The organism is Sulfitobacter sp. R86518 (assembly GCF_042466275.1).
Lineage (GTDB): Bacteria > Pseudomonadota > Alphaproteobacteria > Rhodobacterales > Rhodobacteraceae > Sulfitobacter > Sulfitobacter pontiacus.
This window is the reverse complement of the sequence record NZ_JAXHCA010000005.1, coordinates 601,726-623,585: the sequence shown is the minus strand read 5'-3', so window position 1 is coordinate 623,585 and position 21,860 is coordinate 601,726. Positions and strand designations below refer to the sequence as shown.

The 21,860-nt window shown below is 60.7% G+C and carries 20 protein-coding genes; 10 read left to right on the top strand and 10 right to left on the bottom strand.

The features are described from left to right. Positions 1 to 182 precede the first annotated feature (182 nt). From SJY36_RS03860 to SJY36_RS03850, 3 genes are read right to left on the bottom strand one after another with little or no spacing between them, the layout of a single operon-like run. Positions 183 to 1,406, bottom strand: coding sequence for a DUF3618 domain-containing protein (locus SJY36_RS03860; RefSeq protein ID WP_386173090.1), 1,224 nt, complete (start codon positions 1,404 to 1,406; stop codon positions 183 to 185). Further along, on the bottom strand, positions 1,396 to 1,794 hold the full coding sequence (locus SJY36_RS03855; RefSeq protein ID WP_005852019.1) for a phage holin family protein: 399 nt from the start codon (positions 1,792 to 1,794) through the stop codon (positions 1,396 to 1,398). The genes SJY36_RS03860 and SJY36_RS03855 overlap by 11 nt, the downstream gene beginning before the upstream one ends. Then, a complete protein-coding gene (locus SJY36_RS03850; RefSeq protein ID WP_009826285.1) occupies positions 1,791 to 2,351 on the bottom strand; it encodes a hypothetical protein in 561 nt (186 codons plus the stop codon). Before SJY36_RS03850 ends, SJY36_RS03855 begins: the two co-directional genes overlap by 4 nt. Positions 2,352 to 2,667: 316 nt before the next feature. Here SJY36_RS03850 and SJY36_RS03845 point away from each other — a divergent pair, with 316 nt between their 5' ends. Continuing rightward, complete coding sequence (locus SJY36_RS03845; RefSeq protein ID WP_386173087.1) at positions 2,668 to 3,162, top strand: ferritin-like domain-containing protein; 495 nt, start codon at positions 2,668 to 2,670, stop codon at positions 3,160 to 3,162. A gap of 104 nt (positions 3,163 to 3,266) precedes the next feature. Here SJY36_RS03845 and SJY36_RS03840 read toward each other — a convergent pair whose 3' ends face one another. From SJY36_RS03840 to SJY36_RS03820, 5 genes are all read right to left on the bottom strand, one after another. Further along, positions 3,267 to 4,568: a mechanosensitive ion channel family protein gene (locus tag SJY36_RS03840; RefSeq protein ID WP_386173085.1), complete on the bottom strand. Its 1,302-nt coding sequence runs from the start codon at positions 4,566 to 4,568 to the stop codon at positions 3,267 to 3,269. After that, positions 4,549 to 4,938, bottom strand: a complete 390-nt coding sequence (locus tag SJY36_RS03835; protein ID WP_386173083.1) for a hypothetical protein — start codon at positions 4,936 to 4,938, stop codon at positions 4,549 to 4,551. The genes SJY36_RS03840 and SJY36_RS03835 overlap by 20 nt, the downstream gene beginning before the upstream one ends. A gap of 128 nt (positions 4,939 to 5,066) precedes the next feature. After that, positions 5,067 to 5,447, bottom strand: coding sequence for a response regulator (locus tag SJY36_RS03830; protein WP_037954204.1), 381 nt, complete (start codon positions 5,445 to 5,447; stop codon positions 5,067 to 5,069). A gap of 48 nt (positions 5,448 to 5,495) precedes the next feature. Continuing rightward, positions 5,496 to 6,953, bottom strand: coding sequence for a sensor histidine kinase (locus SJY36_RS03825; protein ID WP_386173081.1), 1,458 nt, complete (start codon positions 6,951 to 6,953; stop codon positions 5,496 to 5,498). 8 nt (positions 6,954 to 6,961) lie between these two features. Beyond that, a complete protein-coding gene (locus SJY36_RS03820) occupies positions 6,962 to 8,479 on the bottom strand; it encodes an ATPase domain-containing protein (protein ID WP_386173079.1) in 1,518 nt (505 codons plus the stop codon). Between the two features lie 279 nt (positions 8,480 to 8,758). On the opposite strand from SJY36_RS03820, the gene SJY36_RS03815 reads away from it, so the two are divergent. Then, positions 8,759 to 9,199 (top strand): PACE efflux transporter, encoded by a 441-nt coding sequence (locus SJY36_RS03815; RefSeq protein ID WP_009826279.1) that lies wholly within the window; start codon positions 8,759 to 8,761, stop codon positions 9,197 to 9,199. A 21-nt stretch (positions 9,200 to 9,220) separates the two neighbouring features. On the opposite strand, the gene SJY36_RS03810 is transcribed toward SJY36_RS03815, so the two are convergent. Further along, a complete protein-coding gene (locus SJY36_RS03810) occupies positions 9,221 to 9,676 on the bottom strand; it encodes an Lrp/AsnC family transcriptional regulator (protein ID WP_005852003.1) in 456 nt (151 codons plus the stop codon). A 118-nt stretch (positions 9,677 to 9,794) separates the two neighbouring features. Between SJY36_RS03810 and doeA the strand changes: the two genes are divergently transcribed. The 4 genes from doeA (at position 9,795) to SJY36_RS03790 (ending at position 15,114) form a co-directional block, all read left to right on the top strand. Continuing rightward, complete coding sequence (gene doeA / locus SJY36_RS03805; protein WP_005852001.1) at positions 9,795 to 10,970, top strand: ectoine hydrolase DoeA; 1,176 nt, start codon at positions 9,795 to 9,797, stop codon at positions 10,968 to 10,970. Positions 10,971 to 10,974: 4 nt separating this feature from the next. Beyond that, positions 10,975 to 11,967 carry a N(2)-acetyl-L-2,4-diaminobutanoate deacetylase DoeB gene (gene doeB, locus SJY36_RS03800; RefSeq protein WP_386173076.1) on the top strand — a complete coding sequence of 331 codons (993 nt, stop codon included), beginning with the start codon at positions 10,975 to 10,977 and terminating at the stop codon, positions 11,965 to 11,967. A gap of 27 nt (positions 11,968 to 11,994) precedes the next feature. Next, positions 11,995 to 13,368, top strand: coding sequence for an aspartate aminotransferase family protein (locus SJY36_RS03795; RefSeq protein ID WP_386173074.1), 1,374 nt, complete (start codon positions 11,995 to 11,997; stop codon positions 13,366 to 13,368). Between the two features lie 138 nt (positions 13,369 to 13,506). Beyond that, positions 13,507 to 15,114 (top strand): class I adenylate-forming enzyme family protein, encoded by a 1,608-nt coding sequence (locus tag SJY36_RS03790; protein WP_386173072.1) that lies wholly within the window; start codon positions 13,507 to 13,509, stop codon positions 15,112 to 15,114. A gap of 66 nt (positions 15,115 to 15,180) precedes the next feature. On the opposite strand, the gene nhaC is transcribed toward SJY36_RS03790, so the two are convergent. Beyond that, positions 15,181 to 16,674, bottom strand: a complete 1,494-nt coding sequence (gene nhaC, locus SJY36_RS03785) for a Na+/H+ antiporter NhaC (protein ID WP_039912237.1) — start codon at positions 16,672 to 16,674, stop codon at positions 15,181 to 15,183. 361 nt (positions 16,675 to 17,035) lie between these two features. Here nhaC and SJY36_RS03780 point away from each other — a divergent pair, with 361 nt between their 5' ends. From SJY36_RS03780 to SJY36_RS03765, 4 genes are read left to right on the top strand one after another with little or no spacing between them, the layout of a single operon-like run. Then, on the top strand, positions 17,036 to 18,598 hold the full coding sequence (locus SJY36_RS03780) for a glucan biosynthesis protein (RefSeq protein ID WP_386173070.1): 1,563 nt from the start codon (positions 17,036 to 17,038) through the stop codon (positions 18,596 to 18,598). Beyond that, positions 18,595 to 18,759, top strand: a complete 165-nt coding sequence (locus SJY36_RS03775) for a hypothetical protein (protein ID WP_162840121.1) — start codon at positions 18,595 to 18,597, stop codon at positions 18,757 to 18,759. The genes SJY36_RS03780 and SJY36_RS03775 overlap by 4 nt, the downstream gene beginning before the upstream one ends. Next, a complete protein-coding gene (gene mdoH, locus SJY36_RS03770; RefSeq protein WP_386173068.1) occupies positions 18,752 to 20,530 on the top strand; it encodes a glucans biosynthesis glucosyltransferase MdoH in 1,779 nt (592 codons plus the stop codon). Before SJY36_RS03775 ends, mdoH begins: the two co-directional genes overlap by 8 nt. Next, positions 20,505 to 21,761, top strand: coding sequence for an OpgC family protein (locus tag SJY36_RS03765; RefSeq protein ID WP_386173066.1), 1,257 nt, complete (start codon positions 20,505 to 20,507; stop codon positions 21,759 to 21,761). Before mdoH ends, SJY36_RS03765 begins: the two co-directional genes overlap by 26 nt. The last annotated feature ends 99 nt before the right edge of the window (positions 21,762 to 21,860 follow it).

Here is a 21,860-nt window from a genome sequence, read left to right as displayed (position 1 = left end):
TTTTTGTGGGCTTTTGTCTGTGTTTGGCCATTTCTCGGCAAGATATCCGGCACGCAGGTAGCGCATCGACCAATCCCGATCCGTGGGGCGGTCGTGGTAACCTCCGCCCCGTTCGCCAGCAACAAGGCACAAAAAAAGCCCGCGCGATGAAGCGCGGGCTTTTGTCAGTCATCTGCAGATACTCAGGACTTCTTGACGTCTCCGACACCCTGTTTATCAGCCTCGGCTTCGGCAGCGTCGACAACACGTTGGCCGGAGGCTTTGGCCTTCTCGACAATCGCGTCTGCCGCTGTATCACCCGGGGCCGCGGCGTCCGCGTCCTCTTTGGTTTCGCGCAACACCTTCTTCGCCTCGTCAGAGGCCGCCTGAGCAACCTTGCCGAGCTTTGCCTTTTCTTCGGCGAAGATACGTTCAGCGTCGGCCATCAACTGGTCGCTATGCTGACCCATGTAGCGGTCCTCTGTCCGGCTGCGGGGCAGTGCGGCGCCGATGGCGGCCCCAACGGCGAGCGCAAGCGCACCGGCGATCAGGGGCTGTTCTTCGTACATATCGACGGCACGATCCCGACCCTCGCGGCCATAGGAGGCGGCTCTCGCACGGGCGCGAACGGCGCTTTCACGGGCGGCGATGACGCGCTCGCGGGCTTGCTCTGACAGGTCTTCGGTGCCCTCGGCCAGACGGCGGCGCAACTGCGCTGCGCGTTCGGAAGCGGAGGATGCAAAGTCGCGGGCCCCCGATGCGACGGAATGACCAGCATCAGACACCGCACCTGCGGCACCCTTGGCTTTGTCCGCCACGGCCGCGCCTGCGTTTTGTGCGGAGCCCGCTACGCTGGACGCCGCGCCCGAGACACGGTCACCGGCGCGCGATGCCGCGTCGCCTGCACGCTGTGCGATACCGGGCTGATCATCATCTTCGGTAAGCGCCCATGAGGGCACATCGCCCGTCCGCGCAACATCGCCCGAGTAATAGGGTTTGGACGGATCGCCGGGCTGTGGCCCCAGATCACGACGCTGGCCCACTGGAACAACGCCATGCTGTTCTGCGCTGACCGGAAGGTCGTGGTCGTCGTGGCGGACACCGTAATAGTTTGCACGCCCGCGGGTGTCGCGATAATCGCGATCATCGCGCGAAACATAGCGGTCGCGGCCAGGCATCTTGTCGCCGGCCATCAACCACGCGAGACCAACACCGGTCAGCGCCAGCGCAATCGGATTGCGCTTTACCGCATCGGTGACAGAGCGGCCGATGTCTCCCCCGTGTTCGCGGAACTGATCCGAGAATTGGCGGGCGATGGTTTCGACCGAGAACTTGTCTTGCAGATCATCCAGCGTGCTGGTCAGTCCGGCGCGCTCGCGCTCGATCTCGCGTTCGATTTCTTCGGGGCTGCGGTTATTACTTGTCATCGTAAACCTCCTTCACGGCTTGCGCGTCACGTTTTACGTTTTTGGTGGTGCGGGTCGGTGCCAAGCTGCTGAGCTTTAGCGCATTGGTCCCTTTGTTGACCATCACATAGGCGATCAGTGCAAAGGCAACGCCAACGATAAGGGCTGACCACCCCGCAGGAATGCCTGCTTCGGTGAGGGCTGCGACCAATGCCGCGGACAACACGTTCAATGCGGTCAGGGCAACAACGACAGCGCCGACGATCAGACCGATGGCCGCACCAGCAGATTTCAGATTTTCGTTTACTTCGGCACGGGCCAGATCGACCTCGCTGCGGACCAGCGAACTGACGTGGGTCAGCGCATCGCTCAGCAGGCTGCCGGTGGATTTATTGGGATCGGTGGTCATACTGTGCTCCCTTTTGGTGTGGTGTTTACGGCGGGGCTGGCGACATCACCTGTATCAAGGTTATGCGCGCGCTCTGCCGGTACGGGGCGTTCCATCTCGCGGCCCTCGTAGGCATAGCGTTCGCCGCGTGCGCCAGTGTTCGACGCTTTGGCAAACCGTGTCGCGGCAAAGCCGACCAAGGCAGCCCCGCCCAAAAAGACGAAGGGGTTGCGTTTGGCAAAGTCAGTTACCGCGCCGACCATCTCGCCCAGATCCTTGTCACGCATGGAGTCAGAAGCATCCGCAAGCCCGTCTGCAAGCTGGCTAAAGGTGCGTTCTTGCGGCGACCCGCTGCGCAGTTCGTCGGCGGCGGTGCGCAATGCGCTGGCCACGCCTTTGACTTCGCTCGCGGCGGCACCTTTGGCTTCGTCTGCATAGCGCGCAGCATCGGAGGCAACGGTGTCGGCCACGTCTTTCGCCCGCGCCTTGGCTTCATCCGTAGCGGAAGCGGCGGTGGCTTTTACTTTTTCATTCAGGTCCTGCGCGCCGGCAGGATTGCTATTTTTCGTATCAGTCATGATGCGCTCCTTTTGTTAGGCGATGAGGTTGAGAACGGCGAGAACGACCACGATCAGGCCGATGAGGTAGAAAATTCCATGCATTCAATTTCTCCTTTTTTGTCACGTTCCTGTTATTGAAGACCCAACCGTCAGAGTTGAATTTCGTTCCCCGCTTCCGGCCTTGGGGACGATAAAACTTGGGTCGGAACGGGTGTGATTTTGGGGTGCATATAAAGGTACGCGCGGAGCCGCCGAGCACGCAAACAGCGTGGAACGCATTGGCGCATCGCCGCGTTGGTCAGGGAATACAAATCACATCGCAAAGGAGATCGATATGCCGATGAACAGCCTTAAAGACGTGTACCATGACCAACTCCAAGACCTGTACAGCGCGAATAAACAGTCGCTGGATGTGGTCGTCGCCCTGGGCGGTGCCGCCAAGGATAAAGAGCTTTCCGAAGCTCTGATCGCCGGATCGAACGGCATCAGCGACGGCATGGAAAAGATTGCCGAGATTTGCAATGCCCACGGTATTTCGCCCACTGGTGAACACTGCAAAGGGATGGAAGGGCTTGTGGCCGAGGCGAAGGCCCACGCGCTGGAAGAGGATTTCGGCGACGACGACGTGCGCGACGCCATGATCATCACGCAGTATCAGCGCATGGTGCATTACGCGCTGGCCGGATACGGCTGCCTTGTCGCCTTTGCCAACCGTCTGGGCAAAGACGAAGACGGTGCCATCCTGCAGGAATGTCTGGACCAGACCTATGACGGTGACCGCCGCATGACAGACATCGCGACAGGTGGCGTGAACAAAGCCGCGGCCTAAGTTTGCGGCAGTTGGGGCGTAGCCCCCAACCAATGTGCAAAAGCCCCGCTGGATCAGCGGGGCTTTTCTCATGTTAGCCTATTTCAACAAACCGTTACGCGACTTCAGCTCGCCTCTGCCGCGGTCGCTTGGGGGAAGTAATCGACCCCCTCTTTCTCGGCGAGCTTGTGGATCTCTGCCATGATGCCTTCACGCGCGTCGCAGGCGGCCTCCCACGAGGTGTTGGGGTCGGCACAGGGCACGAGGAACCAGACGTCCTTGCCCAGTACGTCCTGCCCCGCGACCCGCACGCATACATCATCCCGATTGCCCACGTATTTCTCATCCAGCGCGTCGATCACCTTGTCGAAAGCGTCTCGCAACGCATCCACATCTGCGGTGTGAGACAGTTTGATCTTAACGATGCGCAACATTTCCGGCTCCTGCATGGTCCAGTTCTTGAACGGGGTAGAGACGAATTCGGTCACCGGCACGACCAGCCGCGTGCCATCCCAGTCGCGCAACTGCACATAGGTGAAATGGATCCGCTCCACGTGGCATAGCGCGTCGTTGAACACGATACGGTCACCGATCTTGGCTGATCCGTTCAAGGCGATCTGCAACGACGACATGATATTGCTTAATATGCTGCGCGCGGCAAAGCCCAAGACAAGGGTGACCGCCCCAGCTGTCCCCAGCAATGTCAGCCCGAGGTTCTGGAACACATTGGTCTGCGACAGGAATATACCGCCGCCAACCAGCACGACAGCTACAACAAAAACCCGACGCGCCGCCGAGATCCGCGTTGCGGTGGTACGTTTGTGCACCTCTTCCTTGAGGGTCAGATCGGTTTCCTCGACCTGCGTCAGGTGATCCAGGATAACCTCGACGCAATTGACCACAAACCATAGCCCCGCCCCGATCAGCCCCAGCCATGCGGTCGGGACCAGCACTGTCGTAAGCTCTGCCGAGAAAGAGAAAATCTTGGCCTCGACCACCATCACAAACAGGGTCGACACGCCCACGCAGGCGGGGCCGCGCACCGATCGGAATATCTGCCGCGCCAGCTGCGACGGCACACGCTCCGCGATCCACCCCGTCAGCAACCAGACCAGTCGCGCCACGTAGATCGCCAGCGCGATCAGCACCGGCAGGCCGATGAGTTCCCACAGCGCAAGATCAACGACCGTGTTTTCTGTCAGCACATCGGGCAGCATGGTTTCAAGCCGACCCGGCCCGTAACGGGTGTAGAGCCGCGGGATATTCTGCACCGTGTGGCGCGAGAACACCCAGACAGGGTCGCCCCCTTCGGGCTTGATCCGGTTTAGGCGGATGGACGCGGGGTAGTCGTCCATATCAAGCGTCCACAGCAACAGCGATTTGCGCGGCGTGCCCGCCATCGCCGTGTCAGAAGGTGGATGTCGCATCCAGCGCATCGGGCCGGTCCAGCAGGTTGTCCCAGTTGATCACAGTTTTCCGGCTGATCACGGTTTCAAGCTGTCGGATCAGCGATGTCCCCACGTCCTGCTGGCGATCCTGCTGAATATCGGACAGGTCAAGCAGATGCGCGGCACCGACCCAATCATCGCGGCGCACGGCCCGCACAAGGCTTTCCATCGTTGCACGGGGTGTTTCGCGGTCGATTTCCGGCGTGACTGCGGGCAGACCGCTGTTCAATGCCTCGACGCAATACCAGCGGGCGGTATCGCAGGCCTCCTCTTCCTCCTGCGCCCAAAGCGGTGCCGCAAAGATCAAAAGGGTGGCCATCAGACCCGCGAGGTATCGTAGTTTGCTCAAATCACTCTCCATTCCGGCGTCACGAAATCACGTGACATGTCGGGGTTGTGACTGAGCTAGTGCAGCTGCCGCATTCTACCAGTTTTGATCCGGGGAATTCGTGCAGCCAGACGCCTGTGACCGCAAGATCAGGCCCCCACCTGCCCTGTGGCTTCGTGCAACATCTTGGTCACATGGTTCGTGGCATAGGGCTTGGGCACAAAGGCAGCCCCGCTTGGCACGTCCGCTTCGTCAAGCTCGATCACGCCCGATGCGATCATGATCACCACCGGAGGCCAGGTTGTGCGCACATAGGCCGCCAGTTTGAGCCCGTTCATGGTGCCGGGCATATCAATATCGGTAAATAGGATGCCAATATCAGAATGCGTCTGCATCACTTCTATGGCTTCATCGGCCGATCCGGCTTCATAGGTCTTAAAGCCGGCCTCTTCGATCATATCGACGGCCCCCATACGGATCAGCGGTTCATCTTCTACGATCAGCACGGCGGGTAGGTTCTGATAATCCACGTTTGGACAGCTTTCATTAATGATCAATGGGCTTGCAGAGCACCATTCTTAGATCGTCAAACCTGCCAGTGGAGCTTGTAGCATAAAGCTCAAACCCTCTGGCGCGTAGTTTAGTTCCGCCGATCCGTTAAAATATCCGGCAAGCGCTTGTTCTATCATCCGGCTGCCAAAGCCCTTGCGGCTTGGCGATGTCACCAATGGGCCGCCGCTTTCGGTCCAGCTAAGGTGAAACTCCTCTGCCCCATCGCCTGCCCGAGCGACCTTCCACCGCACCGCAATCTTGCCGTCGCCCCCGTCACCGGACAAAGCGCCGTATTTCGTGGCGTTGGTCGATAGTTCGTGCAACGCCATCGTCAAGGCCAGCGCCTGTTTGGACCCGATGGGCACGTCCGGCCCCTCTATCGCGAACCGTCCCTCACCCGTCCGATGAGGGGCCAACGCGGCCTCGATCACCTCGAGGATGCGGGTCTGTGCCCATGCGGCCTTGATCAAACGGTCATGCGCCTGCGCCATCATGCCAATCCGCGATTGGATAGCGACCTGCGCATCCTTCAGGTTTTCGGACTGACGCAGCGTCTGCGACACCATGACATTGACCATCGCAAGGGTATTTTTCACCCGATGGTTCATCTCGCCCAGCATCAACTGCCGCTGTTCTTCGGCGACCTTGATCTCGTGTATATCCGTGCAGGTGCCATACCAGCGCGTGATCCGTCCGGCCTCGTCGCGCACAGGCTGGGCACGCCCCAGCACCCACCGATACTGCCCCGTGCGGTGCCGCAGGCGATATTCGATTTCATAGTGCTCGCCCGTCTCAAGACTGTGACCCCAACGCGCCCAGGCTTTTTCCTGATCGTCGGGATGGAACATGCCGTTCCAGCCCTCGCCGTCGGTCGATCCTTCGGGCACACCGGTGAATTCATACCAGCGGTCGTTGTAATAATCGTGAAACCCGTCCGGCAAAGTGGACCAGATCATCTGATCGACCGAATTCGCAATCGCGTGGAACTTTGCCTCACTCTCGAACAGCTGACGTTCCCGCAGTTCAAGCTGCTCCAGATGTTTGCGCGCCTCATGCTGCCGCCGCCGCGCCTTGAGCGCGGAGCGCACCGAGCGTACCAGCTCCTCTGCGTGCAACGGGCGCGACAAGAGCACCGCGTTGCTTAGCTGGTCAATCCTTGCCGCTGCGTCGTTGCTGCGGCTGGAGGACGTGCCATTGGCCAGCACGATAAACGGGACATCCGACCACGGGGGCTGCGCGGCCAACGCCTCTTGCAAGGTATCGACCCCGACGCCTGCCAGCGCCTCTTCGGTCACCAAAACCGCGCCTATTTGCCGCCCGATGAGGCCTGCAAGCTCCCCAAGGGAGGCGACGGATGTCGATGCAATATCATGCTGGTCGAGCAACTGCCCGGCGACAGCCGCATCCCGTCCGCGTGGCGCGAGAATACCGACAGAGACCAAAAGCGCATCATCCGGGGTCTCTGGCTCGGATGACGATGCCATTTGTGGTGTCACTTGGCACCGTCGCTGGTTTGAGGATCGAGCTGCAAAAGCGCGTCTGTGCGCTGCGTGAACACCGGCGTCCCTGACAACACACCCGAGAAACTGCGGATAGGTTCGCCGATCACGATACCAGTCGCGTCGATCTTGAATTCACGGATGCTGCGTTCATGGTCAGACGTACGGGTCTTGATCACCGCGATGGATTTGCGCACTTCGCCTTCGGCCTCGAAAAACCGCAGCATCATGACGGTATCGGCAAGATAGCTGATATCGATGTCGGTCCGCAGCTCCCCTGTGACACCATGTTGCCCGAGGATCATCAGCGACACCACGCCCTGCTGCGCGAGATAGCTGAGCAGTTCATGCATTTGTAGCACAAGGAAATTATCACTTGGCATGGCGTGCAAATAGGCGTTGAGGCTGTCGATCGCGACAACATTTACCCCGTCTTTTTCAACCGAGGTGCGCACCGCGCTGGCGAATTCACCGGGCGACAGTTCCGCCGGATCGATCTGCCGGATTTCCAACTGCCCGTTGTCGATGAACGGCTGCACATCCATGCCAAGCGCCCGCGAGCGGGTAAGCAACGTCGACAGCCGCTCGTCGAACAGGAAATACGCGGCTTTCTCGCCTCGGTTCAGCGCGGCCAGCATGCAGCGCACCGCCGTCGTTGTCTTGCCCGCGCCAGCAGGACCGGCCAGCAGCGCGTTGGTGCCGGGCACAAGCCCCCCGCCCAGCAAAGCGTCCAGCTCGTCCAGCCCCGTTGTCACCGCATCAGCCGAAAAATCGCGCGCGTGATCCGCCGCGATCAGGCGCGGGTAGACGCACAGCCCGCCCTTTTCGATGGTAAAATCGTGATAGCCGCCGTGATACTTCAGGCCGCGCATCTTGATCACACGCAACCGGCGCCGTTCCGACCCGAAATCATTGGCCAGTTGTTCAAGCGAGACGACGCCATGCGCGATGGAGTGAAGCTGTAGATCGCCCGGTTCAGCCGTGCGGTCGTCCAGCATCAAGACCGTGCAATTACGCCGCGCAAAGAAGTGCTTTAGCGCCAGGATTTGACGACGGTAGCGCAGCGGATTCTGCGCCAGCAAGCGCAGCTCTGACAGGCTGTCGAGAACGACACGGGTCGGATTATTCTCTTCCACCAGATTGATGATACCACGCACGGTTTCCCCGAGTTCGACTTCGCTTGGGTGCAGTAAGGATTGCTCCCGATCAGAGCTGTACTCGTCTTCCGCGACCAGCTCGTACAGATCAATATCGTCTAGCGTCCAGGAGTGGGACTGTGCGACAGCCGTGAGCTCATCAACCGTTTCGGAAAGCGTGATATAAAGCCCGCGCTCACCATTTTCGCGACCATTCATGAGGAACTTCAACGCAAGCGTTGTTTTGCCGGACCCCGGCGTCCCCTCGACAAGATACAGCCGATGCGGGGTCAACCCGCCACACAGCACATCATCCAAACCAGACGTCCCTGTCGACAGCCGCGTCTGCGCCGCCCCAGTGGTACGATCGCCCATTACTTGCACCCCACTCGTATCATACTCTTACGGTGCCCTTACTCCAGCAGTGGGCCCATGTATCCGCCGTATTTTACGCAATGATGTATATTCAAGCAAATCGATTTGTATCGATAGAACGCCAGAGTGCCGGATGCCCCGCGGGACTGTTCGGAAAAAGGGCGGCGGCCCGATTGCTCTTGAAAAAGCCGTGCGGTTTTGCCACCTATGGCAGTGTGAGGACGACCTCCCCTGAATGGAAAACTGTCGGGACGACCCGGCCCTTCAATGAGGTATAACATGCGCTCTGCATTTGACCGTCTTCGCCACGCCATCAGTTTTGAAATCATCGCGCTGATCCTTGTGATCCCCGCTGGCGCGATCCTGTTTGACGTGCCCCTACATGACTTTGGTGTCGTGGGCATTGTCAGTGCCACGCTCGCGACGCTTTGGAACCTTGGCTATAACGTGCTTTTCGACCTGGCCTTGCAACGGCTGACTGGAACCACCCTGAAATCGCGCATCGTCCGGGTGCTGCACGCGCTGGCGTTCGAGGCGGGGCTGCTGATGGTGCTGCTGCCCTTCATCGCGTGGTATCTGGGGATCAGCCTGTGGGATGCCTTCGTGCTGGATATCGCACTGGCGGCATTCTACCTCGTTTATTCCTATGTGTTTAACCTGATCTACGACACGCTTTTTCCGCTGCCCGAATGGTCGCAAAAGCAGGCAGAAAGCGCCTAGCCCACCAACCCATTGTGGTGATCAGACCGGCAAGGTGAATGACGCCTTGATCCGGTCCATCACCACGGTGGTTTTGAACCCTTTGATATCGGGATTGTTGTAGAAAAAATCGCGGGTGAACGCCTCGTAATCCTGCATGTCCTTGGCGCTGACGATCAGCATAAAGTCCGTCTCTCCGGTCACGTAGTAGGCGCTCATCACTTCTGCCCGCTCCCGCACCGCCCGCTTGAAACGGTCGATGATATCGGACCGTTCCCGCGCCAGTTCCACCGCGATGAGCATGGTCAGGGGACGGCCCACGGCCTCGGGCGAGACGACGGCGATATCGGCCTCGATCGCCTTGGTTGCACGCAACCGCGCAAGGCGCCGCTGGACCGAGGTTTGCGACAGCCCGACCAGTTCGGAAAGGCGCGCGCTGGTAAGCAGATTGTCGCGTTGCACGTGATGCAGGATTTTCCGGTCTATCGCGTCAATCATCCCAAATTCCCCATATCTTACAAAAGTTTGCAGCTTTTACCCGCTTAGCCGCATTATTCGCATAAATGCACAGCGCGAAAAAGCTAAACTCGCACAATACCCTGGCAGGAATCCCCACATGATCGACCATTCTTTTACACAGCACGAATATGCAGCACGTCTGGCGAAAACACGCGCCGAAATGGCCAACCGCGGGCTGGACGCGCTGTTTGTCACCGATCCGTCCAATATGGCGTGGTTGGCGGGCTATGACGGGTGGTCGTTCTACGTGCATCAAGGCGTGCTGCTGACCCACGAAGGCCAGCCCGTCTGGTGGGGGCGCGCCATGGACAGCGCCGGTGCCCAGCGCACCACCTATCTGGATGATGACAATATCGTCGGCTACGATGACACCTACGTCCAGAACCCCGACAAACACCCGATGGAGGATCTCGCCCGTCTCATCGCGGACCGCGGGCTAGAGAATGCGCGCATCGGGTTCGAGCTGGACAACTATTACTTTACCGCTTCGGCATTCCTGACGCTGCAAACGCGGCTGCCGGGCGTCAATATCCAGAACGCCACGGCGCTGGTGAATTGGCAACGCGCGGTGAAATCCCCGACCGAGCTTGAATATATGCGCCGCGCTGCGCGGATCGTGGAACGGATGCACGAGGTGATCCGCGAAAAGGCCGAGGTCGGGATGCGCAAGAACGATCTGATCGCGGATATCTATCACGCCTCCGTCAGCGGAGCTGAAGGGCATTGGGGCGACTACCCCGCCTGCGTGCCCATGACGCCCTCGGGTCTGGATGCCACCGCGCCGCATATCACATGGGACGATGCCCCCCTGCGCAACAACGAAGGCACGTTCTTTGAAATCGCGGGCGCGCACCGACGCTATCAATGTCCGCAGTCGCGTACTTTGTTCTTGGGCAAGCCTCCGCAGAAGTATCTGCATGCAGAGAATGCCGTGCTCGAAGCGATTGATGCCGGGCTAGAGCAGGCCAAACCCGGCAACCGCTGCGAAGACATCGCCCGCGCCTTCAACACCACCCTGCGCAACCGCGGATTCGAGAAAGACAGCCGCTGCGGGTATGCCATCGGCCTGTCCTACCCTCCGGACTGGGGCGAACGCACCATGTCGTTCCGCGCAGGAGATACCACCGTGCTGGAACCCGGCATGACCTTCCACTTCATGCCTGCCCTTTGGCTTGACGACGGCGGGATCGAGATCACAGAGCCGATTGTCATCACGCAAACCGGTGTCGAATGCCTATGCACCACCCCGCGTGCGCTTGTGATCAAGGAATAGCGCCATGCGGGACAATCCTATCTCGGCCACCATCGATTTCGAGTGCGACGGCGTGCAGCACGGCTATCTGCGCCTGCCCTATAGCCGCAATGACAGCGCTTGGGGGGCGATCCAAATTCCGGTGACCCAAGTGAAAAACGGCGACGGTCCCTCTGCCTTGCTGACCGGGGGCAACCACGGCGACGAATACGAAGGGCCGCTGGCCTTGGTCGAGCTTGCCCAGACCTTGCAGGCCAAGGATGTCACGGGTCGCGTGATCATCCTCCCCTTCATGAACCACCCCGCCTTTATGGCGGGGACGCGGGTGTCTCCGCTGGACGGGGTGAACATGAACCGCAGCTTCCCCGGCCGCCCCGATGGCACCCCCACCCAGAAGATGGCTGACTACTTTCAACGGGTGCTGCTGCCGCTGGCGGATGTCGTGCTTGATTTCCATTCGGGTGGCAAGACGCTGGATTTTCTGCCCTTCGCCGCCTGTCACACGCTGGAGGATGCGGACCAGCAGGCCCGCTGCCGCGCCGCGCGCGATGCGTTCAACGCGCCTTTCAGTGTCGAGATGCGCGAGATCGACGCGCTTGGCATGTATGACGACGCGGCCGAGGTGATGGGCAAGACATTCGTCACCACCGAATTGGGCGGCGGCGGCACTGCCACGCCTGAAACCGCGCAGATCGCCCGCAAAGGGGTGCGCAATCTGCTGATCCACGCCGGTATCCTGCAAGGCCAGCCCGTCACCGCGCCGTCGCGCATGCTGTCGCAAGACGACGACCGTTGTTTTCACGTCACCAACCACGGTGGGCTGGTCGATTTCAACGTCACCCTTGGCGACACAGTGGCCGAAGGCGACCTGATCGCGCGTCTATGGGACAGCCAGCATACGGGCCTGCCCCCGCGTGAAATCCGCGCCCAGATGGGGGGCATCGTGATCGCCCGCCACCACCCCGGACTGGCACAGCCGGGCGATTGCCTTGCTGTGCTGGCCACCGAACTCACCTGAAACTCTCCTAAACAGAAAGCCTGACCTATGCTTCGCAATGATGATCAACTCGCCACATGGGACCGCGAAAACTTTTTCCATCCCTCTACGCATTTATCACAGCATGCGCGGGGTGAATCCGCGACGCGGGTGATCACAGGGGCGTCGGGCGTCCATATCGAGGACCGCGATGGCAACCGGATGCTGGACGCCTTTGCCGGGCTCTATTGCGTGAACGCAGGCTATGGCCGGACCGAAGTCGCCGACGCCATCGCCGAACAGGCGCATCAACTGGCCTATTACCACTCCTATGTGGGCCACGGCACAGAAACGTCTATCACGCTGGCAAAGATGATCATGGACCGCGCACCGGCGCATATGTCCAAGGTCTATTTCGGTCTGTCCGGCTCGGACGCGAATGAAACGAACATCAAGCTCGTCTGGTACTACAACAACATCCTTGGTCGCCCGCAGAAAAAGAAAATCATCTCGCGCTGGCGCGGCTACCACGGGTCGGGGCTGATGACCGGATCGCTGACCGGCCTGTCGCTGTTCCACGATAAATTCGACCTGCCGATGAACCCCGTGATCCACACGGACGCGCCCTATTACTACCGTCGCAAGGACCGCATCCAGTCCGAAGCCGAATTCACCGCGCAATGCGCCAACGCGCTTGAGGCGCTGATCCAAGCCGAAGGGCCGGACACCATCGCAGCCTTTATCGGGGAACCCGTATTGGGGACCGGCGGCATCGTGCCCCCGCCCGCCGGATATTGGGACGCGATCCAAGAGGTGTTAAACCGCCACGACATCCTGCTGATCGCGGATGAGGTCGTGACCGGCTTTGGCCGTCTGGGGACGATGTTCGGGTCGGATCACTATGGGCTGAAACCCGATCTGATCACCATCGCCAAGGGTCTGACCTCGGCCTATGCGCCGCTGTCGGGGTCGATCGTATCGGACCGGATGTGGAAGGTGCTGGAACAGGGCACGGACGAGAACGGCCCCATCGGTCACGGCTGGACCTATTCGGCGCATCCGATCTGTGCCGCGGCGGGTGTCGCGAACCTCAAGCTCATCGACGATCTGAACCTTGTCAGCAACGCGGCCGAGGTGGGCGGATATCTGAACGCCTCGATGAAAGAGGCGCTTGGCGATCATCCGAATGTGGGGGACATCCGTGGCGAAGGGCTGCTGTGCGCGGTTGAGTATGTGGCCGACAATGCAGACGCCACCCCGCTTGATCCTGCTGCCAAGGTGGGGGCCGCGATCTCTGCCGCGATGCTGGAACGCGGCGTGATCGCCCGTGCCATGCCCCAAGGCGACATCACCGGCTTTGCCCCGCCCTTCTGCATCACCCGTGCCGAGGTCGATACCGTCGTCGCCGCGACCGCGGATGCGGTAAAAACCGTGCTGGGATAAACGCCCCGGTTCGCCTTGTTTCGCAGGGCGAACCGGCCCCCACAGGTGGGGCATAATGCGGGCGCTAACACGGCGCTTGGGCGTTGCAGCCCCTGATTGTTTGCGCAATGACTACCCCAAGCTACGGGAGGAGCGCAGATGCCACATTGGTCACAGGCGATCACGGATCGCATACAAACAGAAACCCATTTTGACGGTCGCGAGATCAAATGCTTCAAGGATCGCCCCGCCGACCTGAACGCCATGCTCGCCGCGGCCCTTGCCCGCGCCCCCGATCAAGAGGCCGTGGTCAGCGGCGAGACCAGACTGACCTATACCGAGCTTGACCTGCACGTGGGCCGCATCGCCGCAGGGCTGCGCGCCCGTGGGGTCGAAAAGGGCGACCGCGTTGCGCTGCTGCTGTCGAACCGCTGGGAGTTCATCGCGACCATGATGGGCTGTCTGCGGCTTGGCGCGATTGCCGTGCCGATCAACATCCGCGAAGGCACGCCAGAGCTGGCGTTTATCCTGCGTCAATGCGGGGCCAAGATCGCCGTGCATGGCATGGATGTCGCCGACCGCCTGCCCGCACCCACCGATCTGCCCGGGCTGACCCACCGCTTTTGCGTTGGCGGCACAGTGGCGGGGTCCGACGCGTTTGATACGCTGCCCGCGCAGACCCCGCTGACCGACGCCGTGCCGCTGCACGAGGATGACATCGCGGTGATCCTCTATACCTCCGGCACCACAGGCCAGCCCAAAGGGGCGACGCTGACCCATCTGAACATCGTCCATTCCGCGATGCACTTCGAGCTTTGTATGGAGCTGGGGGCCGGTGAACGGTCGCTGCTGTGCGTGCCCGCAAGCCATGTGACCGGGTTGGTCGCCACCGTCTTTACCATGCTGCAAACCGCAGGCTGCACCGTGATGATGGAGGTCTTCGGTGCCCATGAATTCCTGTCGCTGACCGCCGATGAAAAGGTCACGCAGACGCTGATGGTGCCAGCGATGTACAACCTGTTCCTACTGCGCTGTAACGTTGATGACTACGACCTGCAACACTGGCGGATCGGGGGCTACGGCGGCGCGCCGATGCCGCAATCCACCATCACCGAGCTGTCGGAAAAGCTGCCGAACCTCTGCCTGATGAACGCCTATGGCGCGACGGAGCTAACCTCTGCCGTGACGATCCTGCCTATGGGGTTCGGCACCAAACGCGCGGATAGCATCGGCATCGCCGTGCCCTGCGCCGACATCCGCATCGTCGATCCTCAGGGCAACGACGTGCCCGACGGCACCCATGGGGAGCTTTGGATCAAGGGCGCGATGACCGTGCCCGGCTATTGGGACAACCCAGACCGCACCGCCTCCGAGTTTCACGACGGCTACTGGAAAAGCGGCGACATGGGGTCACGCGACGCCGAGGGGTTCATCTGTCTGCACGACCGGCGCAAGGATATGATCATTCGCGGCGGCTATAACATCTACAGCGCCGAGGTCGAAAACGCCCTGACCGCCCACCCCTCCGTGATCGAATGTGCCGCCATCGGCTGCCCTGATCCGGTGCTGGGGGAGAAGATGCATGTTTTCATCCACACCACCGACACCGCGCTGGATCTTGATGCGATCAAGGCTTTCGCACGCACCAAGATGGCGGACTACAAAGCGCCAGATTTCGCGACATTCGACCCCGATCCCCTGCCGCGCAACGCCAATGGCAAGATCGTCAAGAACACGCTTCGCGACAGGCTGAAGGCGCAGGCCTGAGGGCATGAAAAAAAGCCGCAGCGCACATCGGCGCTGCGGCTTTCATCTGTGTCGGTGCAGGCGCGATCAGGTCGTGGCCGGTTGCTCGTAGGCGAGCTCATGGTCGCCAAGGTCCATGATGTCTTCGCCGGATTTGTCCCACTCCGCCCGATCTTCGTCCGTGGCTTTGGGAGAGAACAGACCGGTCACCGCATAGAACACACCGATCAGCGGTGCCGTCCAGCAGGCAAAGGCCAGCGGGATATACAGCAGGTTGGTCAGGTTACCGTCCATGACCCCCAGCCCCAGGGCCGAGATCACAAAGGCACCACCGGCGTTCCACGGGATCAGCGGGCTCATCAGCGTGCCGCCCTCTTCCACCGCGCGGCTGAGGTTCAGGGTCGAATAGCCCATCCCGCGGTACAAGGGCGCGTACATACGGCCCGGCAGCGCGATAGAGATATAAGGATCACCAGCAACCATATTGGTCGCAAAGGCCGTCCCGATGGCCGAGCTTTGTACCGCGCCAAAGCTTTTCACGCGGCTGACGATCGCCAGAATGATCGCCTCCAGACAGCCGGTGCGCTCTAGCGCGCCGCCAAAGCCCAAGGCAATCAACATCAGCGAAATGGTCCACATCATCGACTGGATACCGCCCGCGTTCAGCAGGCTGTCGATGTCGGCGATGCCCGTGTCGATGGAATAGCCCGACTGCGCAAAGGCGAACACGTCATGCAGCCCCGCACCCTGCCAGAAAATCGCCACCAGTCCTCCGGCCAGCACACCGGCAAACAGCGACGGCAGCGGCGGCTTTTTCATCAGCGCCAGCACAATCACGATCAAGGCCGGCGTCAGCGGGATGATCCCGAGGCTAAAACGTTCCTCCAGACCGGTTGTGATCTGATTGATGCTGCTGACGTCGCCTGCTCCCTCTTCGATCAGCATAAAGCCGACGACCACATAAATCACCAGTGCGATGATCATCGCAGGGACGGTCGTGGGCAGCATGTTCTTGATGTGGTCGAATACATTCGTGCCCGTCACCGCAGGCGCGAGGTTCGTGGTGTCCGACAGCGGCGATACCTTATCGCCAAAGAACGCGCCCGACACGACCGCACCGGCGGTCCAATAGGCCGGGATACCGAAACCCGCACCGATCCCCATCAGCGCCAGACCAATGGTGCCGACTGTGCCCCAGCTGGTCCCCAACGACAGGGAAACCACAGCACAGAGGATCATCGCGGCTGCCAGAAAGATCGACGGGGTCAGCAAGGTCAGCCCGTAATAGATCAGCGTAGGCACCGTGCCCGACGCGATCCAGACGCCGACGATCATGCCGACCACGATCAACACCGCCAGTGACGGCATCGACACGTGGATCACGTGGAACACGCCTTCGCGGATGTCCATCCACGTCTGACCGCGAAACACACCCAGCAGGGACGTGATGGCCAATCCGAGGATCAGGGGAATATGCGGCGTGAAGTCGCCATAGTAGAAAAGTTGCAGCGCCAGAAGGCCAAGCGTCAGAACGACGGGCAGCAGCGCCAGCGGGAGCGATGGAAGGTCTTTATTGTCCATTTTGTCCTCGTTTTTGTATTCTTGTTTACTGATACACACACAGATTCCCTTTAGGGTGGCATTGCGGGCCTGTGATGCCAACCAATCTTATTCTAGGGCGATTGAACGTAATTTCCGGCAATTTTCCGCTGTATTTCAAAGAGGCTAGACAAAACCTGCACTCAGGGGCGCTATGTCTTTGCAAATATTGCCGGATGATGCCGCGCTGATTTCGCAATTTTCGCGTAAACCCCGCACTGTGCAGCAAAATTTTGCGCATCATGCTTCATGTTATTGAACTTCCCGCGTAATTATATGAATTCTGCAATGCAGCAACGAACAGGAATCATTTTTGATGCATCATTTGTCTCGCTCCCGCCCGATGTCTCGCCGGTCAGTATTGCGCGCAGGGGGGGCCGCTTTGGCTTTTGCCGCTGCAACCGGTTTGCAAGACACTGCTGCCTGGGCGCAGGCCAGTGATACGGCGGAGCCTTTTTCCTTTGATATTCTGATCGAACGGGCACGCAGCCTCGCGGGTGAGGAGTACACCGCGCCGACGCAACTGGGCGAGCCTTTTACCACGCTGGACTATGACGATTACCGCAACATCCGCTTCCGCGAGGACAGCGCGATCTGGAAAGGCCCTGCGGCGCAGGCGGTGGTACATGCCTATCACCCCGGCTGGCTGTTTGACGGCACCGTGTCGCTTTACGAGATCGTCAATGACAAGGCGCAGCCGCTTGGCTTTACCTCGGATGATTTCATCTACCAGTCCAAAGCGCTTGAAAAGATCCCGACCGGTACCGAGCTCCCCGGCGTCGCGGGCTTTCGCATGAATGCGCCGCTGAACGATCCGCAGCAGTTCGACGAGATCGTGTCTTTCCTCGGGGCGAGCTACTTCCGTGCCTTGGGGGCGGGCAACCGCTATGGCCTGAGCGCGCGCGGGCTTGCGGTGAACACTGCCACCTCCGAACCCGAGGAATTCCCCCGCTTCAGCGCCTTCTGGCTGCAGCGTCCCGCACCCGGCGAGACGAAGATGACCTTTTACGCCCTGCTGGAAAGCCAGTCGGTCGTGGGGGCCTACAAGTTCACCGTGACCCCCGGTGCCACCACCACGATGGATGTGACCACCGAACTGTTCTTCCGTCAGGACGTGCAGCAACTGGGCGTCGCGCCGCTAACATCGATGTATCTGTTCGGCCTGAACGATCAGGGTGGCTTTGACGATTACCGTGCCCGCGTCCACGACAGTGAGGCGCTGGTGGTCAACACCGGCCAAGACACGCTGTTCCGCGTGCTGAACAACCCGCCCAAGCTCGCCAATTCATACTTTGGGGCGCAATCGCCGAAATCCTTTGGCCTTGTGCAGCGCCACCGTGCCTTTGACGACTATCTGGACGCCGAAGCCCACTACGAGCTGCGCCCGACGCTGATGGTCGAACCAAAAGGGGACTGGGGCGAAGGCATGGTCCGCTTGATCGAGATCCCGTCGGATCTGGAGGGGAACGACAATATCGTCGCCTTCTGGACCTACAAGAACGGGTTCGCGGCGGGGGATAGCAAAAGCATTTCCTACCGTCTGAACTGGGGGATGAACCCGCCCGGCGCGTCTTCGACACTTGCCCAAGTATCGCGCACTCTTGCCGGAAATGGGGGCATCGCGGGCGTAAAACCGCGCAATGATCGCCGAAAGTTTGTCATCGACTTCGAAGGTGCAACTTTAGGGGAACCAAACGCCGAGAACGTTGTTGAAGCCAATGTAAACATCGCCGGCGGCACAGTTGCAGGACAAGTACTGCAGCAGATCGACGGCCACGATCACATGTGGCGACTGGTTCTAGAGGTCGTCGCCGAAACTGATGCAACGGTTGAACTGCGCGCCGATCTGGTCGCGGGCGACCGTAGCTTGACCGAGACTTGGGTATACCAATGGCTGAAAGAATGAATACGTCTGTGACATCACCTGCGACCACCGAAGAAATGACCGACTTTGACCGTTATGCGCCTCGCCCTGCCCCGCTGGATATGCCGCGGCAGGTGCTAGAGCATGATGCCCGCCCCTCCCTGTTCGAGGTGGTGAGCCGCATCTTCATGCGTAATGCCTGACATGCCCTCTTATTTACGCGATGGTGCCACGCGGGTCAGCCGCGTTGGCTCCATTTGCTTTGCCCTGCTCTGCGCAACAGCGGCAGCCGCGACGCTGGCGCAGGCAGGGCTTAATACCGGATTTGATATCTGGGACGGCTTCGCCGTGGCGCTTATCGCGCTGACGACGGCTTGGTTGGCCTGGGGGGCGGGGCAGGCGTTTTTGGGCGTGCCTTCTTTCGATCCCCTTCCGGATTTGGACCTGAGCAACGCGGATTTCCCCCCGACGGCGATCCTTGTGCCGATCTGCAACGAAAACCCGACAGAGGTTTGCGCGCGCATTATGGCAATGCGCCAATCCATGCAGGCCGCGAACGTGCCCGTTGATTTCGCCATTCTGTCCGACACCTTTGACCCCGACGCCCTGATCGCAGAGCGCGCGGCGCTGGCCCCGCTCTTGGGCGATGAAAGTCCTGCGAACCCGGTCTACTACCGCAACCGTACTGACCGATATGGCCGCAAGGCGGGCAACGTCGAGGATTTCATCCGCAAATCCGGCGGGGCCTATGAATACGTCGTGATCCTTGACGCCGACAGCCTGATGGAGGGCGACACGATCCGCCATCTTGTCGCACGGATGGAGGCAGACCCGAGCCTTGGCCTGCTGCAAACCCTGCCCAAGATCTTTGGCGCGGGGACGCTGTTTGGCCGCGCGATGCAATTCTCGGCCAGCTTTCATTCGCCGGTTTTTGCACGCGGTCTGGCCCGTATGCAGGGGCGCGCGGGCCCGTTCTGGGGGCATAATGCCATCGCCCGTGTGCGCGCCCTGTCGCAATGCTGCGGCCTGCCAGAACTCAGCGGCCCCGCCCCTTTCGGCGGCACCATCCTGAGCCATGACTATGTCGAAGCCGCCCTGCTGGTACGCGGCGGCTGGCGCGTCGAGATGGACCCCCGCATCGCCGGTTCCTTCGAGGAAGGCCCCGACAATCTGCTCGCCTTTGCGCGCCGTGATCGCCGCTGGTGTCAGGGCAATCTGCAACACATGCGTCTGGTCGGTGCCCCCGGGCTGCACGGGTGGAGCCGGTTCGTCTTTGTCCAGGGGATCATGGCCTATCTGGTATCGGTCGCCTGGGGGGCCTTCCTGATCGTGTCGCTGCTGGCCGCTGCGACCAATGCCAGCCCTGATTATTTCCCCAACGCCTATCAGCTTTTCCCCGTCTTCCCCGATGACAAGACCTTCCAGATCGTGGCGCTTGCCTTTGGGATCGGTGGGCTGCTGTTGCTGCCCAAGCTCGCGATCTTTGGCGAAGCGGCTGCAACGGGCCGCGCCAAGGGGTTTGGCGGGTCGCTGCGCGCGCTTGGCTCTGTCCTGTCTGAAATCCTGCTGACCGCGCTGATTGCGCCCGTCATGCTGATGTATCAAAGCCGCGCCGTCGCCGAGGTCTTTGCGGGCAAGGATGGCGGCTGGCCTGCAACCGCACGCGGCGAAGGGCGGCTTACCCTCGCCGAAAGCTGGCGTGCCAGCCGTTGGGTATCGCTGTTCGGGGTCGCGGTGACTGTTGCCGTCTATCTTTGGGTGCCGAACCTGATCTTCTGGCTCTTGCCGGTGACGCTGCCCATGTCCATCGCGCCGCTGTTGATCGCCGTGACCTCGCACGAGAGCACCGGCCAAGTCTTTACCACGCCGCAAGAAAGGGCCACGCCCGCCGTCATTGCAGCTTATCGCGACAACCTGAGATCGGGTGCCGCCCCAGAAGGATCGTCGCATGACACAATCGTCCAACCGGCCTGACGCCCAGCTTATTCCCATCCGGCGCGGGGTCGACCTGCCGCGCCGCGCGCGTGATCCGCGCATCGATGCGTTTCGCGGGCTGGCGCTGATCATGATCATCATCGACCACATGCCCGGCAACCCGTGGGAGCATCTGACCATCCGCAATATCGGGTTCTCCGACGCGGCAGAGGCGTTCTTTATCATGTCGGGCATCGCGGCGGGCATCGCCTATTCCCCCGCCATTGGCCGCTGGATGTCGGGCGAGCTGCGTCTTTGGGATGCGATGGCCCCGCTGTGGCGACGGGCGTGGCAGCTGTATATCGTGCATATCGTGCTGACGGTCGCGGCCATCGGTCTTTATGCCTGGGCGGCAGATACGTTTGTGCGCTCGGAATTTCGTGTGATGCACAACCTTGCCCTCTTGTATGACCAGACCGGTGCTGCAATGGCGGGGCTGGTCACGCTGGGATACCAGATCGGCTATGTGAATATTCTGCCGTCCTATACCGTCTTGCTGCTGGCAGGCCCTGCGCTGATCGCCGCTGTACTTTACGCGCCGCGCACGACCTTGGCCGTCGCGGGGGCGTTCTGGCTTTATGCAGGAGCCACCCGACTGACCATCCCGAACCACCCCGGTGGCGGCGGCTGGTTCTTCAACCCGCTTACCTGGCAGTTCATCTTTGTCATCGGCCTTGCCATTGGCGTGCGTCATCGCAAGGACGAACGGTTGGTCCGCACCTCTCCGATCCTGCTCAAGCTGGCGCTCGGTCTGCTGCTGTTCATCTTTGCCTGGCGCTACGTGCCTGGTCTGGGATCGTTCATGAATCACAAGATGGCGCAGCTTGGCGGGCTTGGCCTGCCCAGCAACATCACGACGCACAACAAATCGATGCTCGCGCTGCCGCGCTTGGTGCATATCCTCGCGCTGGTCTATGTGCTTTCTTGCCTTCCCGTGGTGACCCGCATCTGCGCGCACCGCTATGCGGCCCCCTTGCGTCTGATGGGCAGCCACGGCCTGCTGGTCTTTGGGCTAGGGACGATCCTTGCACTGGCCGGACAGATCATGATGGATATCGAACCTACGGTCACCGCCCTGCCGTGGACCCTGCCGCTGGCCGCCATCGCTGTGTGCTATGCCGCCGCCCTGCTGGCCGAAGCCGCCCGCAAACAGCCGCAGCCAAAGCAGCCCGCCCCGACCAAAGCCGAGGCACCGCGGGCCGAGGTGATCACCGGCAGTTCCACGGCGTAAACAAGCCCGTTCTCGCCATGACCGAAAGACCGCCCGATGCGCAGACTTGCCCTGCCATCGGGTTTTCTTTACGTCCAAGACCGCCCATAAGCGAAAAAC